The organism is Paenimyroides ceti, from assembly GCF_030409925.1.
In genome coordinates this window covers 1-15,590 of the sequence record NZ_JAUFQU010000081.1, presented here as the reverse complement: position 1 = coordinate 15,590, position 15,590 = coordinate 1, and the positions used below count along the sequence as shown (strand labels likewise).

Genomic DNA, 15,590 nt, shown 5'->3' with positions numbered 1-15,590 from the left:
TGTTTCTTAACTCAGAATTATTTTACAATCTCACAGAAGATATTTTCATATCTCCTACCCGGACACCGAACATGATATAAAAAGATTTGCTATTGAACGACTTGAACTGTATCAGGATAAAGATAGCGGACTATATAATTCTATTGCACACAATACTATTGAAGCTTTGATTTTGATGGCTTTTTAAATATGGGAGATAACAGTCTTGAAGCTACTCGCGGTAACTTTGAAAATATTGACATCGTTAACAGATTCCGTGTTATGCTTCACACCAATTACAAACAACACAAAATTGTGAAGTATTATGCTGATAAATTTAAATATAACACCCAGAAGATTAACTGAAATGACTGAGCAAGTTTTAGGTAAAACTCCTAAACAAAATAATAACTGAACGTTTATTACAAGAAAGCATCAGGCTTTTAAAACATTCAAAGGTGAGCATCGGCGAAATATCATTCGAATTGGATTTAATGACGAAGGAAATTTTGGGCATTTTATTAAAAAGCATACTGGTAAGACTCCAAAAGAAATAAGGAATCAGTCGATAATTGAAAAAGCTCTCAATTGATATCATAAAAAATACCGCTATGATTGCGGTTTTTCTTTTTCTGTAATGCTTCTTAATCTTCTTTTGAAGCTTTAAAATTGATATTATTATAAGCTGATTAGATAGAGTTTCGTCAGCCTCTTTTTCTTCATTCAGAGTTTCCACAAGAAGCTTGGCTACTTTGGTTTCTCCTAATGTTTTTGCAAAGTCAGCCAAAGTACCAAAGAAGGCAATTTCATAATGCTTACTTTTTTGAGACGCTGAAATGATTACCGCATTTCTTACCGGTCCTGTATCAGTACTATTTTTAAACTAAGTTTCATAAATAAAATGAAACATCCGATTACCTCTTCGATTATAAACACCTATTTCGTTAGTATTATGGTACAAAATCTATTAACCAATCCTAACCAATAGAAATGCAACTTTTTGAGCCTGTTTTAATTTGACTAAATACTTCATCAAATTTGTTTATAATTACTGAAAGAGCATTCTGACTATCAATTGACATTTGAATATTCGAAAGTATTTATTCAATACAACCAAAGCTATTGATAAAGAAGAACATTTCACGTAATATATGCTTGTAAAGCATAACCCTTTTTAAATGCTAAAGAAATGCAAAAGCCTGTTATATAATTGATCGTTACTTTCAAATGATTATATTTAAGTGTTAAAAATGCTTAAAAAATTTATTAACATTTAAAATCTATTATATGGCAATTAAAGAACAGTTATTAAAATTAGCAAAGGAGAAAAACAAAGCATGTGTAACTATTTCTTTTATACACACAGAACGATTCCTGATAATCTTCAGGATGAAATCCGATTAAAAAACTATATAAAAGAAGCTGAACAAAGACTTGAATCTGAATTTAACAAAAAAGAAATCGCTTCTCTTTTGTCAAACTTAGAGAAAGTAAAAAGTGGTTTTGAAGTCGATAAAAATATTGAAAGTATTCATATTTTTATTTCCAATGATACCCTTGAAATTATCCGATCAAACTGGCCGGTAACGAATGAGGGGGTACTCATTGATGAGACATTCGCCATACGCTCTCTTATCAAAAACTATAATCGTGAAGAAGAATACTATATTCTGTTTCTTACACAAAAGAATGTGCATTTATATTTAGCGAATAATGATGTACTCATACGAGAAATAGAAACAGATGATTTCCCGTTTAATGAAGAAAAGTACAACCTTATCCATTTAAACAAAAAGCGAACAGTAATGAACATCTTGTAAAGGAGTTTTTTAATATTGTTGATAAAGCCGTTATTGCTGAAATTGGATCTTCTAATCTCAGATGTGTTGTTGCGACCACACATGATAATTTCAATACTTTAAAATTGGTTGCCGACCGGCCTAATTTATACTCCGGACATTTTTCCCTGAATTTCAACAGTTTTACAAAGAAAGACCTGAGTCATGGAGCGTGGGAGATTGTTACCGACTTACAGAAAAAAGAACGCAGTGAACTTATTGAAAAAATGAATCAGGCGGTTTCAAAAGGTGAAGTTCTGACGGATCTTCAGGAAATTTATCAGGCTGCTCTTGATGGAAATGCAGACTTACTTATTGTCCATCAAAATTTCACACAACCTGTAAAAATGAAAGATGAACGCACCTTTGATCTCGCAGAAAATGCCTCTGAAACAGGTGTGATAGATGATATTACAAGTACTATTGCATGGGAAGTAATCAATAAAAACGGTAAAGCAATATTTACCAGTCAGGATGAAATAAAAAATCTCGGGAACATAGCGCTCAAAACCCGTTATTAAATACCAAAAAGGTTCGATTTATATCGAACCTTTTTGTTTTAATAATAGCTGGCCTGTTCCAAATCTTCACGCGTATCTATTCCTATGCTCGTATGATTTGTTTCCGCCATTTTGATTCGTTTTCCAAATTCAAGGTATCGCAGCTGTTCCAGTTTTTCTGAAGCTTCAAGTGTTTTCATCGGCAGATTTGAAAAATCAATAAGTGCCTGTTTTCGATAAGCATACACCCCTACATGTTGAAAATAACGAACACCAACATTGATATCCCTCGGATACGGTATCACTGAACGCGAAAAATAAAGTGCAAAATTATTTTGATCTACGACTACTTTTACATTATTCGGATTTTCTATTGCGGCCTGATCTGAAATTTCAAACATTAAAGAGGCTAAGTCTACAGTATGGTTTCTATCTTCATTAAAGATATTAATAAGACTTTCTATATTACTCTTGTTTATAAAAGGCTCATCGCCCTGAAATAATCACAATATCACATGTAATATTTTCTATGGCTTCAGCAATACGATCACTTCCGCTTTCATGTTCTTTAATGCTCATTACAGCTTTACCTCCATTGTTTACGATCTCATTAAAAATAAGATCAGAATCTGTGACAACAAAAACATCATCAAATAATTGTGTGCCAAGAGCTGCCTCGTAGGTTCTTAAAATTACTGTTTTACCACCAAGATCCTGCATCAGTTTAGCAGGAAAACGCGTAGATGCGTATCGTGCCGGTATTACTGCTATTACTTTCATGTTTCTATATATTATTCCTGAAAAAAACTATCTTTAAAACCAATAAGGTATAATTTTTCTTTTGCACGTGTCATTGCTGTGTAGAGCCATCGGATATATTCTTTGGAAATGCCATCTGGTAAATATGGCTGTTCTATAAATACGGTATTCCACTGTCCCCCTGAGATTTATGACAGGTTACCGCATAAGCAAATTTAATCTGTAAAGCGTTAAAATATTCATTTTCTTTTACTTTTTGCATTTTTTTATAAGCTGTTCGCTCATCTTCATAATCCAATAATACTTCCTGATACAATTTATTGGTTTCGTCGTAAGACAGAGAAGCAGATTCCGATTCTAAAGTACTCAGAAATACAATCGTATCAAATGGCTGAAGTGCCGGATAATCGATCATACGGACTTTTACCGAAGCAAATCTAAACCCGTATAATTCTACTATTTTATAAATCTGTAGAATTTCCATGATATCTCCATTTGCAATAAAGTCGGTAACAGTCTGGTTGTCTTTGAGCCAAAAATAATTATTCTTTACAACCATAACCATATCACCAACTGATATTTCACTTTCTTTATCTAATATTTTATAGCGGATCTGCTGATTGTACTGGTTGGCTCTTTTATTGGAACGAACTATGAAAACCGTTTCTTCTACTCCATGGTTACTGTAGGCATCCTGAATAGCGTCCAGTATCTCATACCCATCCTGCAGAGGAACGATATCATTAAATGGTTTTACATCAAACTGAAAAGTATCTAAAAAATAAGAATCTAAAAGTTCTCTTAACTCAGTAGCATTATATAAGATACCGGAATCTAACTCCTGGCGCATTACTTCATCCAACTCAATATGAGTAACTTCCATCTGATAATTGAGAGAAGTGTATCAGTATTGAGCGCCGGACTTACTTCCTGATGCACGGGTGGTAACTGTGCCGTATCTCCTACTAAAAATCAATTTACAATTTTGTCCTGAATAGACATAATACAATAAATCATCCAATAACGAACCATTAGTGTACATATTAGTATCTGTACTCACATCAGAAATCATGGAAGCTTCATCGACGATAAAAATGGTATTTTTAAATTTATTAGCTTGCATGGTAAATGCCATTCCAGTATTCTTATCTTTTTTAGGATATAAATACGCTTGTGTATGGTATATGCCGGTTGACTGGAGTAGTTAGCAATAACCTTAGCAGCTCTACCGGTTGGTGCCAGCATTACATATTTTTTATTGATGTGACGAAGCTGATAATAAGAGTAGAAATCAATGTCGTTTTACCAGTACCTGCATATCCTTTTAAAACAAATATTTCATCTTGCTGATCATTTGTAACAAACTGGACTACCTTTTGTAAGAAAATATCCTGTTTCAAAGTAGTCTCAAAAGGGAATTTACTTTTAACCAAATGATAAAATTCTGAAGGAGTCATCAATGTAATTCTTTTAATAAATTAAGTTATCAAAGATAAGATGTTTTTAAATCAGAATAAGATTTGTGGAAGGTTTTAAAAACTTTAAAATAACAGTAAGTCTTTTTAAGATAAAAAATAATAAAACACTCATAAACAATAGATTAAACTCTTTTTTATTTTGATCTGAAACTCAATGTGTCTATAATGGCTCCTAAAATATTGAATAAGAATTATTTTTTTAACAATTAAAATCAATATAGAAAAATAATACAAAATAAAAAACATCAAAAACTCATTTAAATCTTAAATAAAATAGTTATGAGTAGTACTGTAAAACTAATGCTTAAAACATCTCAATACAACAAATTGAACTTTCTTTTTTCTAAATTTGGGAAATCATTTTCAATTAAAAGACGAAAAAGGAGAGAAACAACATTTTATTTAACAGAGAAGTACTGTCATTTTTATTGGGTACTTCTTCGATTTTTACATTTTCCAACACCTTATATGCAAACAAATTACCCGGAAATTTCAACAGTACACATCAGATAATTTCAGACAACAAACTACCTAAGTAGTAGTATTGAATACATACGGTTCTTTTGTCTCAGAGTTAGAAAACTATTCCATTCCTACCACCGAATTAACAGGAAGTTTCAACGAATGGTTTTCATTAGATGCTAAGCATACTTTTGAACTCGTTAAAGAGTATACAGATGCATTAGGTATTAATCATCAAAGCTATCAGCATCTTTTTGATGGTCATAAAATAGATGGAGAATTCATTCTGGTACATTCAAAAAATAATATCGTTCAGGTAGTAAACGGACAAATCAGTCAATTTAAAGAATTAAATACAACTGCCTCTGTTACTGATGAAGATGCCATTGCAGCTTCAGTAAGACATTTTGGTATTGAAAATGCTACCATCAATGCTGTAGAAAATGTCATTGCAAAAATACCTGTAGAAGGAAATGCGCAATTGGTTTTCATAAAAAAAATAACCCTTTCTTCTGCCTTTCCACTTAAAAGTATGGTATTATATATTGACGCGCAGTCTGGTGCTGTCATTAATGAATATAGTAAAATCAAACACGCAGATGTACAGGGAACAGGAACTACATATTACAGAAATACACAGCCGATTACAGTTGACAGTTACAACGGACAATACCGATTAAAGGATACCGGACGTAACATTCATACCTTAAACGGAACAAACATTAACGGAATAAACAATGGAGTCTTTACAGGAACTTCAGAATACACGAGTTCTTCAACTACTTTTAACTCAGTTTCCGCAAGACCGGCTGTAGAGGTTCATTGGGGAATGGGTAAAACGTATGATTATTATAAAAACATACACAACAGAAACAGTTTTGACGGTAATGGTGCTATCGTAAGAAATTACTATAATGCAGGAGCAATTATGGGTACAGATTCTAATGCAGGAGCAATCGATCAGCCGGACTTTATTGTAGGAATGGTTTATGGAAGCGGTGAAGCTGGTTTTATGACTCCGGTAGTAGGATTAGATGTTGCCGGACATGAATATTTCTCACTTAGTAATTTCAGAAGTGATAATGGAGATTTGACCTATCAGGGTGAATCAGGTGCATTAAATGAAAGTTTTGCTGATATATTTGGAACAGCTATTGAATTTTACACCAATTTATCGCCAAACTGGACTGTAGGTGAAGATGTGTTTACACCATCTCCAGGGTATATGAGAAGTATGTCTGCTCCAAAATCAGGAAGTGCAATGTATGGGCTGCAACAGCCAGACACCTATAAGGGAACATACTGGGCATCAACAACCTCACCGGTAGATGATGGTGGTGTGCATATCAATAGTGGTGTAGGAAATCACTGGTTCTATTTACTTAGCGTAGGTGGTTCAGGAACCAATGATATTAATAATCAATATAATGTAACTGGTATTAGCATACAAAAAGCAGAAAAAATTGCTTACAGAACCCTTAATATGCTGACTCCAAACGCACAATATATCGATGCTTATAATGCATCAAGAATTGCTGCTGCTGATTTATACGGCGCTAATTCAAATGAATTAAAACAAGTAGGCGAAGCATGGTGGGCAGTGGGTATTGGTGACAGAAGTGCAGCTGTAAGTGAAAATGAATTCAACAATAACATTTCTGTATATCCAAATCCAACAATTGATAAAATCTTTACTATAAATGTCGGTTTATCTGAAGCTACTACTTTTGAAATTTATAATATCTTAGGTAAAAAAATAAGAAATTCAGTTAGTCTGGAAGAAGGACAAAATACCATCAATGTATCAGAGGTACAGGCAGGTATCTACCTTCTGAAATTCAATGTAAACGGAAAATCTTTTTCTAAAAAACTAATCATCAAAATAATTATTCGATTGATTTACTTATCTGAAAGCCGGTTTAATGCCGGCTTTTATCATAAATAAGAAATGTGTCTTTTTAATGTTAATCAATAAAAGCGTACATTTGCTGAAATTGTTTAGGCATGAATACCCAGCTATATAATCGATTGATCATTAAAGTTTCTTTAAATGAATTTTCATTTGGAATCAAGAATAAATTAAACAATGAAATCTCTCATTTAAAAAGTATCAGTCTCAATCAACTGGCACCCTGGAAACCAGTTAGAAGTTATTTTCAGCAAAAATGAGCTCCTACAGGTTTCTTACGATGATATATTGGTTTTGCATGACAATTCCCTAAATACATTTGTCCCAAGTGCTTTATTTGACGCAGATAATCTGGGGAGTTATTTACAATATAACGTAAAGATATTTCCTACAGATTATTTTGATTATGATGAAATTTCTTCTCATCAATTACAGAATATTTACATTCCTTATGTACAATTCAATAATTTTTTTATTGACCAATTCGGAGGTTTTACTTTCAAAAATGTAAACACAGCCTTCCTAGAATATATTTACAAACCGATTTCCCTTCAGGAGTTTCTTCTGTTTACAGTTGTATTTCAGAACATCATTTTGAAGTAATTGTGATGAAAGGAAACGAGTTTATCTTTTTTAATAGTTTTGAATACCAAACTGCACAGGATTTTATATACTATATTCTGTTTGTTTTTGAACAGCTTAAGCTCGACACTCATCAGCATACTTTACATCTTTTCGGACAAATTGATAGCGGATCAGAATTATTCACTTTGGCATATACCTATATAAAAAATATTGTTGTATACGATCATAAAACACAGGCGAGTGTCTTTAACATTACAGAAGATGAGCTCAAAAAACACTTTATTTTATTAAACTCATGAGAATAATTTCCGGAAAATATAAAGGCCGCAGAATTACTGCACCCAAAAAACTACCTGTACGTCCAACAACAGATTTGAGTAAAGAATCTTTATTCAATATATTAAACACCATTTCAACTTTTCAGAATTGACTATTCTTGACTATTTTCAGGAACTGGAAACATCAGTTATGAATTTGCTTCCAGAGGTTCAGAAGAAATTACATCGGTTGATACTGATTTTGGCTGTGTCAACTTTATCAAACAAACGGCTAAAGAATTTGATATGAACATCAACCCTGTTAAATCTGATGTTTATAAATTTCTTGAAAAAGCAAAAACTTCTTATGATGTTATTTTTGCCGATCCGCCGTATGATTTTTCTCAGGAGCAATTTGAAAAAATTGCAGAACTTGTTTTTCAAAATGACTTACTAAATGAGGAAGGAATGCTGATTATAGAACATTCACCACAGACAAAACTCGAACATCTGCCCTATTTTTCATCCAGTAGAAAATACGGTTCTTCTATTTTTTCATTTTTTGAATTTACTGAAGAAGAAGATACAAATGAAGAGGAATAAAAATAGTAGACCTGTAAGCCGGGTTCTGTAAAATAATTCATACGAAAAATTCCCCTTATCATTTATCTACACTCCCGATTACCCGGGAGTTCTATCTGCCTACCCTCTGACTTGAGCGAGCAGCTCTCAAACATCAGTTTACATGGCATTTCACCGTATAGAGTTTACCTGGTTTCACTACAGCCGAACTGTACATACTTTCTGTTGCACTTGTCCTCATCTTCCGACGGACGGGTGTTACCGCTATACTGCTCTGTGGTGCCCGGACTTTCCTCTGATCTAAAACCAGCGATAAGGCGGTCTACTATGAGCGCAAAGTTAGGTAAATAAAGTAATCAAGCCCCTAAAATTAATATAAAAAGACCTCAAAAATTCACTAAATTTGTTTACAAATTAATGTTTCTATGAGTTTTATAAAACAACAGAATCCTCTTCTTATTATGACGGTTTGGAGAAAATGACAATAGGCGAATTATTGTCAAACATCAACGGGAAGATCAGACCGTACCTTTGGCTGTAGAGAAAGTGATTCCACAAATCGAACGTCTTACTGAGCAGGTAATCAATCAGCTTCGTAGCGGAGGACGTCTTTTTTATATAGGAGCAGGAACTTCGGTAGACTGGGGATTGTAGATGCCTCTGAATGCCCGCCTACTTTTGGAGTTCCTTTTGATTTAGTAAACGGACTTATAGCAGGTGGCGATCAGGCCATCCGAAAAGCAGTGGAAAATGCAGAGGATAATACCGCACAAGCACAGACAGATTTAGAAAACCATCATATCACTTCCAAAGATTTTGTAATCGGTATAGCAGCATCCGGAACTACACCTTACGTCTTGGGTGGACTTGAATTCTGTAAAAAGCAACAAATTCCTACCGGATGTATTGTATGTAATGCAGGGAGTCCGATTGCTATTACAGCTGATTTTCCGGTTGAAGTAATTGTAGGTCCCGAATTTGTAACGGGAGCTCACGCATGAAAGCAGGGACAGCACAAAAACTAATCCTCAATATGATTTCTACCGCTACCATGATTCAGCTTGGTCATGTAAAAGGAAACAAAATGGTAGATATGAAACTATCTAATGAAAATTAGTAAACAGAGCCATCAAAATGGTACAACAAGAGCTAAAAGTTGATTTTACAACAGCAGAACAATTAATAACCTCATACGGAAATGTCCGTAATGCCATTGATAAATACAACAGTCATGACAACAAATAATACCAACAGATCAAAATTATTCAAAGGCCTGCAAAAATAGGTTTTGCCATTCCGTTAATGTTTGTTGGCCCGGTAATCATCAATTCTTCTTTCAAGAATTCAGAACACCCACTTTACTACCCGGTATTAATTTTAGGAATTCTGATTTGTTTGTTTTCCATGTTCTTTTTCTTTAAAGGACTTACTACTATGGTAAGTGGATTTTTTACGACCCTAATACGAATAAATAATGAAAAAGTTTTTACTATTACCTGTAGCTATAGTATTGGTTTCCTGTTACAATCAGGAAAAAAAATGTCAGGATTTCAGAACCGGTACTTTTGTTTTTGAACAGGAGATTGAAGGTGTAAAACATACTTCAACTTTTATCAGAAAGAAAATATTGAGATAGAAACCTATAATGGAAAAACAGACACGGCTTCTATACGATGGGTAAATGATTGCGAATATGTATTACAAAAATTACATCCGAAAAACCGTGCAGAGCAAAAAGGAGTTTCTATGAGAATATTGACCACTAAAGACAATGAGTATACCTTTGAGTATGGCATTGTAGGCGATGTAAACAAACAAAAAGGCACTATCAAAAAAATTGACTAATATCTGACCTATGGAAGCTTTATTAACGGCTGATGCTCTGATTGCATTTTTGACTCTCACCTTTCTTGAAATTATTTTAGGAATAGACAATATCATTTTCATTTCTATTGTTACAGGAAAATTACCCGAAGAACAAGAAAAAAAAGCAACCAGAATAGGTTTATTCCTGGCCATGTTTATGAGAATTGCCATGTTATTCGGAATTTCATTCCTTATTGCTATGAAAGCGCCCTGGTTTAGTGTTGACTGGAGCTGGTTTAAAGCTGATTTCAATGGACAAGCAATAATATTACTTGCCGGAGGAATTTTTCTGATTTATAAATCCACCAAAGAAATTCATGAAAAAGTCAACCATATTGACCATGTTACAGAATCTACCAATGCTAAAAAGACAGCGGTAAAATCATTTAGCTCCATCATCATGCAAATCTTATTGATTGATTTGATTTTTTCTGTAGACAGTATTCTTACTGCCGTAGGTATGACCAATGGTATTGAAGGAGCTCTTTATATCATGATTGCTGCTGTAATCATATCGGTTGGAGTTATGATGCTATTTGCGGTTCCTGTAGGAAACTTTGTAAATAAAAATCCTTCCATACAAATTCTTGCACTTTCTTTTCTTATCCTGATCGGGTTTATGCTTACTACAGAAAGTATGCATCTCTCCGGGGCTGAATTAGCAGGACAGAAAGTAGGAGCTGTACCTAAGGGTATCTCTATTTTGCCATTGCATTTTCATTGGCGGTAGAGTTTTTAAATATGAAAATGCGGAAAAAAAGCAACTAAAACACATTCTTTTTTACAGAGAAATTCGTAACTTTAATAGAACATTAAAAAATTTAATTATGAAAAAATTTGTACTATGTTTTTTTGCAGTTCTTGGCTTTTCAAGCCTACAGGCGCAGGAAGTAAAATCTGAAATTGAAATTGTTGATACTGTGAGAACAGTGGTGATGACAATTAATGCGGATCGTTTTAACGATCTGAAAGATTTTGACTGGAGAGGTAATCTTACATCTGTATTTAAAGATGTACCGGATAATGCTGTTTTTGGTATCAGAATTAATATTGGTGATAAGCAATTAACAGACGATTCTTCAACATTGGCCAATAAAATGTCATTGTACCAACAAGACTATGCAAAAAACAAAGAAACATTGTTGAGAAATGTGGTAAGAATGGTACAGTCTTTTGTAGATGATGACCAAAAAGGACACAACATGTCAAATTAATACCGAAAAAATAAATATCTTTACAGAAAGTAGTCTTCTTTAAAGACTACTTTTTTTAGCTCTAATTGTCAAGGAATTATGTCAGAAAGAATAAGAGAGAAATTAAAAATACTTGCCGATGCGGCAAAATATGATGTTTCCTGCTCATCAAGCGGAAGCAACCGAAAAAATACTAAAGACGGTGTTGGAGATACCGGTGCAGGAATTTGTCATACCTATACTGAGGATGGCAGATGCGTTTCTCTGCTTAAAATACTTTTGACCAATGTATGCATTTTTGACTGTGCTTTTTGTGTTTCACGCAGAAGTAATGATGTACAAAGAGCAGCTTTTACAGTAGATGAAGTTGTAGAATTAACCATGAACTTTTATCGCAGAAATTATATAGAAGGTTTATTTTTAAGTTCCGGTATTTTTAAAATGCAGATTATACTATGGAGCGTATGGTAAGGATTGCTAAAAAGCTTCGTCTTGAGCAGCGCTACAATGGGTATATCCATTTAAAAACAATTCCGGAGCAAGTGAAGAACTGATAAAAGAAGCCGGTCTGTATGCTGACAGAATGAGCATTAATTTAGAAATGCCTACTGAAACAGGCCTGAAGCTGCTCGCACCGAAAAATCACATGAAGAAGTAAAAAGAGATTTAGGTGTAGTCAGAGATAACCTTGTAAAATTTAATAACGAACGCAGTATCATAAAAAGCACACCCAAATTTGTTCCTGCAGGTCAGAGTACACAAATGGTAATCGGAGCTTCAGATGAATCCGATAAAGACATCATGTATACTGCCCGTAATTATTACAAAGAATTTCAACTCAAAAGGGTTTATTACTCCGGATACATCCCGATATCAGAAGATAGCCGTATGCCTGTTATCGGTACACAGCCACCATTATTACGTGAAAACAGGCTGTATCAGACAGATTGGCTCATGCGCTTTTACGGTTTTGAAGTTCAGGAAATCCTAAATGATGAAAATCCGAATCTCGACATACAGGTAGATCCCAAACTGAGCTGGGCATTACGAAATCCGCAGTATTTTCCTGTAGATATTAATACCGCTGATTATAAAATGATTTTAAGAATTCCAGGAATCGGCGTTAAATCAGCTAAGAAGATAGTTCAGGCACGCCAATTTGGAAGAATACATGAATATCAACTCAAAAATTTAGGAGTAGCCTTTAACCGGGCAAAATATTTTATGCGCTGTTCTGACAGCAGGTTTCAGCTAAACGATCCGGAGCCTATGTATATTAAAAAAAGGATTCTTGAAAAAAGCCAGTCCAAATACCTGAAAAATAATCCTGATCAGTTAAGCCTTTTATTTTAATGAAGATTTACGTTTTTGACGGAAGTTTTACAGGTCTTATGTGCTGTATTTTTGAACGGTTTGAAATGAAAGACTCACAAGTAGAAATTGTATCTTCAATCTATCATCAACCGTCTGCTTTTGATGAAAGCAGTACTATTTTTTCAGAGATGAAGAAAAAGCAAAGCGGGTTTTAAAAGGCTTAAACAAACAATTGAACAAAACATTCATAAATAGCTTATACAAAGCGTACTTATCTGAAAACCTGTGGCTTTTCAACACATTTTCAATGCGGCTGTTTATGCTTTTACAGCCAAAACCGATATCTCTGGAGACTATGGAAATTTTGATGTTATGGGCGTTTCAAAAATTGCTAAAAATGTATCGCGTGAGAACATCGGATGGAAGCTTTTATCCGTTTTAAAAAAGCCCAAAACGGACTATTTTATACTGTTATAAACCTGATTTTAATGTACTCCTCTAATTCAGCATCATTTTAAAAAACCGTTATGCAGATCAGCAATGGCTTATATATGACGAACAAAGAAAATACGGAATCTTTTATGACGGTATTCAGGTACATGAAATTGAGCTTATGCCACAGGAGATCAACAGTCTTCTACCAGCATTGGAAGTAGCTGATGAAAAAGAATCCCTTTTTGATCAACTCTGGAAAGATTATTTTAAAAGTACCAATATTACAGAACGTAAAAACATGAAATTGCACATCCAACATGTACCAAAACGGTATTGGAAATATTTAAATGAAAAACAATAACTCAACGGTTTATATAGCGATCCGTAATAAAATCAATATCCTTTATAGATTTTCGTGCCCAGTCTATTCTTTTTTCAATTTTTTCCTCTTCTGATAATTGCCATGCAATATCTGAACGTCTCAAACGATTTGTAAGATCCTGAATGATGATAGCAGCTGACACTGATATATTAAGACTTTCCGTAAATCCTACCATCGGAATTTTTATAAAAGTATCTGCCTGCTTCATAATATCTTCTGATAACCCTAAGCGTTCCGTTCCAAAAAACAAAGCAGAAGGTTTGGTAATATCAAATCTTCTAAAAAATGTGCATCGGTATGAGGAGTTGTAGCTACAATCTGATAGCCTTTTTTTCTTAGTTCATCTACACAGGACTGATTAGAATTATACCTGTGAATATCTACCCATTTCTCAGCTCCTAATGCAATCTCTTTATCAATTGTTTTTCCATATTTTTGTTCAATCACATGTAATTCCTGTATTCCGAAGACCTCACAACTGCGCATCACAGCGCTGGTATTGTGCAACTGAAAGATATCTTCTACTGCAATGGTAAAATGTTTGGTTCTGTTTTGCAAAACCTGTAAGAAATTATTTTTACGATTCTCGGTAAGAATATTTTCCAAATAATTCAAATAATTAATATCTTTAAAAAGATGGGAAGGTATATTAGGATTCATGTAAGGCGTAATTATTATTATGCAAAGATACTATTACTTACAAAAAAAGAAAAATAATGAAAAAATTGGTTGTGTTGTCCGGTGCCGGCATAAGTGCAGAAAGCGGTATTAAAACATTCAGAGATTCAGACGGATTATGGGAAGGACATGATATAACAGAAGTTGCCACTCCTGAGGGTTTTGCGAGAAACCCGAAGCTTGTATTAGATTTTTATAACTTACGGAGAAAACAGTTACAGGAAGTCCAACCTAATACTGCTCACAAGGACCATTTCCGGAAATTTTCCATAAAAGGCTGTTTTGCCCTTCCTGAGCTTTTGCATTATAGCTCAGTAGTTGTACTAAAATAATAGAATACCAAAGGATGCTTTTTTAATCAGAGTCATAAGTTTGATGGTTTAATAATAGTAATGGTCATAAAGATACTAAAAAAAATAAATGATAAACGAGGACTTAAATTGATTTAATCGCTTTAATTAATGTCAGAAATTGTAAAAAAATAAAAGCTTATCTAAGGATAAACTTTTACTCATCCAGTAAATCAGGACGTCTTGTTTTGGTATGGTCATACGCTTTTTGCTCTCTCCATTTTTCTATTTCAGGGAAAATTACCGCTTAAGAGAATATCAGGAACTTTCCATCCCTTATATTCGGCTGGTCGCGTATAAATGGGCGGTGCGAGTAAATTGTCCTGAAAACTATCTGTCAGGGCAGATGTTTCATTACTCAGTACTCCGGGTATCAATCGGATAATGGTGTCGCAGAGTATCGCAGCTCCGAGTCACACCACCGGATAAGACATAATCACCAATAGAAATTTCTTTTGTAATAAAATGATCGCGTACTCTTTGATCAACCCTTTATAATGTCCGCATAAGATGATGATATTTTTAAGAAGAGACATGCTGTTGGCCATTTGCTGGTTCAGTGTATCGCCATCAGGTGTCATGTATATAATTTCATCGTATGTGCGTTCACTTTTGAGTTGTGTTATGCATTTATCAATGGGTTCTATACTCATTACCATACCTGCACCACCCCCGACTGATAATCATCTACATTTTTGTGTTTATTGGTGCTGTAATCTCTCAGATTATGAAAATGAACTTCTACAAGTCCCTTTGCAATTGCTCTTTTTAGTATAGAAGCTGAAAAGGACTTTGTATTAATTCAGGCAAAACAGTAATAATATCAATACGCATACATCAAATTTCAGCAAAGTAAGGCAAAAATATGAATTGTAAAATGCAAGAAGATCAGATGCTGTACTGAAACGGATAATTGCTTTTGGTTATATTTAACAACAGCTTTAAATATTTGTATTTAAAAACAGGCTATAAAAACGTATATTGTGTTTCATTTTAACATAAAACGAAAACAAATGCAAGACG

The 15,590-nt window shown here is 33.9% G+C and carries 12 protein-coding genes, 1 other RNA gene and 11 pseudogenes; 17 read left to right on the top strand and 7 right to left on the bottom strand.

Features of this window, described 5'->3' with window-relative positions:
• Nucleotides 1–189 precede the first annotated feature (189 nt).
• Nucleotides 190–345: a hypothetical protein gene (locus tag QW060_RS25885; RefSeq protein WP_290365496.1), complete on the top strand. Its 156-nt coding sequence runs from the start codon at nt 190–192 to the stop codon at nt 343–345.
• A gap of 16 nt (nt 346–361) precedes the next feature.
• Here QW060_RS25885 and QW060_RS25880 read toward each other — a convergent pair whose 3' ends face one another.
• Nucleotides 362–817, bottom strand: a complete 456-nt coding sequence (locus tag QW060_RS25880) for a DUF892 family protein (protein ID WP_290365500.1) — start codon at nt 815–817, stop codon at nt 362–364.
• A 499-nt stretch (nt 818–1,316) separates the two neighbouring features.
• Here QW060_RS25880 and QW060_RS25875 point away from each other — a divergent pair, with 499 nt between their 5' ends.
• Entirely contained in the window at nt 1,317–1,799 is a 483-nt protein-coding gene (locus QW060_RS25875) for a hypothetical protein (protein WP_290365495.1), read from the top strand.
• Nucleotides 1,800–1,813: 14 nt separating this feature from the next.
• Nucleotides 1,814–2,338, top strand: coding sequence for a baeRF3 domain-containing protein (locus QW060_RS25870; protein WP_290365499.1), 525 nt, complete (start codon nt 1,814–1,816; stop codon nt 2,336–2,338).
• Between the two features lie 38 nt (nt 2,339–2,376).
• Here the strand turns inward: QW060_RS25870 and kdsB are convergent.
• A pseudogene (gene kdsB, locus QW060_RS25865) lies at nt 2,377–3,097 on the bottom strand (3-deoxy-manno-octulosonate cytidylyltransferase).
• A gap of 11 nt (nt 3,098–3,108) precedes the next feature.
• A pseudogene (locus QW060_RS25860) lies at nt 3,109–4,533 on the bottom strand (ATP-dependent DNA helicase).
• Nucleotides 4,534–5,098: 565 nt separating this feature from the next.
• Here QW060_RS25860 and QW060_RS25855 point away from each other — a divergent pair.
• The 4 genes and pseudogenes from QW060_RS25855 to QW060_RS25835 all read left to right on the top strand — a co-directional run bounded on the left by QW060_RS25855 (nt 5,099) and on the right by QW060_RS25835 (nt 8,370).
• Nucleotides 5,099–6,961 (top strand): M4 family metallopeptidase, encoded by a 1,863-nt coding sequence (locus QW060_RS25855; protein ID WP_290365494.1) that lies wholly within the window; start codon nt 5,099–5,101, stop codon nt 6,959–6,961.
• A 59-nt stretch (nt 6,962–7,020) separates the two neighbouring features.
• A complete protein-coding gene (locus QW060_RS25850; protein WP_290365493.1) occupies nt 7,021–7,185 on the top strand; it encodes a hypothetical protein in 165 nt (54 codons plus the stop codon).
• 28 nt (nt 7,186–7,213) lie between these two features.
• Nucleotides 7,214–7,809 (top strand): annotated as a pseudogene (locus tag QW060_RS28810) (DUF3822 family protein).
• Nucleotides 7,806–8,370 (top strand): annotated as a pseudogene (locus QW060_RS25835) (RsmD family RNA methyltransferase). The pseudogenes QW060_RS28810 and QW060_RS25835 overlap by 4 nt, the downstream one beginning before the upstream one ends.
• Here the strand turns inward: QW060_RS25835 and rnpB are convergent.
• An RNA gene (rnpB, locus tag QW060_RS25830) (RNase P RNA component class A) lies at nt 8,369–8,678 on the bottom strand. The pseudogene QW060_RS25835 and the gene rnpB sit on opposite strands and share 2 nt — an antisense overlap.
• 149 nt (nt 8,679–8,827) lie before the next feature.
• Between rnpB and murQ the strand changes: the two are divergent.
• The 9 genes and pseudogenes from murQ (at nt 8,828) to QW060_RS25785 (ending at nt 13,518) form a co-directional block, all read left to right on the top strand.
• Nucleotides 8,828–9,594 (top strand): annotated as a pseudogene (murQ, locus tag QW060_RS25825) (N-acetylmuramic acid 6-phosphate etherase).
• A 9-nt stretch (nt 9,595–9,603) separates the two neighbouring features.
• Complete coding sequence (locus tag QW060_RS25820; protein WP_397386145.1) at nt 9,604–9,924, top strand: DUF6095 family protein; 321 nt, start codon at nt 9,604–9,606, stop codon at nt 9,922–9,924.
• Nucleotides 9,824–10,194, top strand: a pseudogene (locus QW060_RS25815) (DNA topoisomerase IV). The gene QW060_RS25820 and the pseudogene QW060_RS25815 overlap by 101 nt, the downstream one beginning before the upstream one ends.
• A 10-nt stretch (nt 10,195–10,204) precedes the next feature.
• Nucleotides 10,205–10,983 (top strand): annotated as a pseudogene (locus QW060_RS25810) (TerC family protein).
• A 59-nt stretch (nt 10,984–11,042) separates the two neighbouring features.
• On the top strand, nt 11,043–11,429 hold the full coding sequence (locus tag QW060_RS25805; RefSeq protein WP_290365490.1) for a hypothetical protein: 387 nt from the start codon (nt 11,043–11,045) through the stop codon (nt 11,427–11,429).
• Nucleotides 11,430–11,504: 75 nt separating this feature from the next.
• Nucleotides 11,505–12,761, top strand: a pseudogene (locus tag QW060_RS25800) (putative DNA modification/repair radical SAM protein).
• On the top strand, nt 12,761–12,937 hold the full coding sequence (locus tag QW060_RS25795; protein WP_290365489.1) for a hypothetical protein: 177 nt from the start codon (nt 12,761–12,763) through the stop codon (nt 12,935–12,937). The pseudogene QW060_RS25800 and the gene QW060_RS25795 overlap by 1 nt, the downstream one beginning before the upstream one ends.
• A gap of 70 nt (nt 12,938–13,007) precedes the next feature.
• Entirely contained in the window at nt 13,008–13,199 is a 192-nt protein-coding gene (locus tag QW060_RS25790; RefSeq protein ID WP_290365488.1) for a hypothetical protein, read from the top strand.
• Between the two features lie 31 nt (nt 13,200–13,230).
• Nucleotides 13,231–13,518 carry a DUF4130 domain-containing protein gene (locus QW060_RS25785; RefSeq protein WP_317623268.1) on the top strand — a complete coding sequence of 96 codons (288 nt, stop codon included), beginning with the start codon at nt 13,231–13,233 and terminating at the stop codon, nt 13,516–13,518.
• A gap of 1 nt (nt 13,519) precedes the next feature.
• Here the strand turns inward: QW060_RS25785 and QW060_RS25780 are convergent.
• Nucleotides 13,520–14,199, bottom strand: a pseudogene (locus QW060_RS25780) (TrmH family RNA methyltransferase).
• Between the two features lie 56 nt (nt 14,200–14,255).
• Between QW060_RS25780 and QW060_RS25775 the strand changes: the two are divergent.
• A pseudogene (locus tag QW060_RS25775) lies at nt 14,256–14,465 on the top strand (Sir2 family NAD-dependent protein deacetylase); the annotation flags it as partial.
• A gap of 332 nt (nt 14,466–14,797) precedes the next feature.
• On the opposite strand, the pseudogene QW060_RS25770 reads toward QW060_RS25775, so the two are convergent.
• Both QW060_RS25770 and QW060_RS28805 read right to left on the bottom strand, forming a co-directional pair.
• A pseudogene (locus QW060_RS25770) lies at nt 14,798–15,220 on the bottom strand (hypothetical protein).
• On the bottom strand, nt 15,220–15,327 hold the full coding sequence (locus tag QW060_RS28805; RefSeq protein ID WP_397386144.1) for a hypothetical protein: 108 nt from the start codon (nt 15,325–15,327) through the stop codon (nt 15,220–15,222). Before QW060_RS28805 ends, QW060_RS25770 begins: the two are co-directional and overlap by 1 nt.
• Between the last annotated feature and the right edge of the window lie 263 nt (nt 15,328–15,590).

Excerpts from the sequence above, each read along its gene's own strand:
- QW060_RS25885 (WP_290365496.1), top strand. The coding sequence starts at position 190 with ATGGGAGATAACAGTCTTGAAGCTACTCGCGGTAACTTTGAAAATATT.
- QW060_RS25875 (WP_290365495.1), top strand. The coding sequence starts at position 1,317 with ATGTGTAACTATTTCTTTTATACACACAGAACGATTCCTGATAATCTT.
- QW060_RS25850 (WP_290365493.1), top strand. The coding sequence starts at position 7,021 with ATGAATACCCAGCTATATAATCGATTGATCATTAAAGTTTCTTTAAAT.
- QW060_RS25805 (WP_290365490.1), top strand. The coding sequence starts at position 11,043 with ATGAAAAAATTTGTACTATGTTTTTTTGCAGTTCTTGGCTTTTCAAGC.
- QW060_RS25795 (WP_290365489.1), top strand. The coding sequence starts at position 12,761 with ATGAAGATTTACGTTTTTGACGGAAGTTTTACAGGTCTTATGTGCTGT.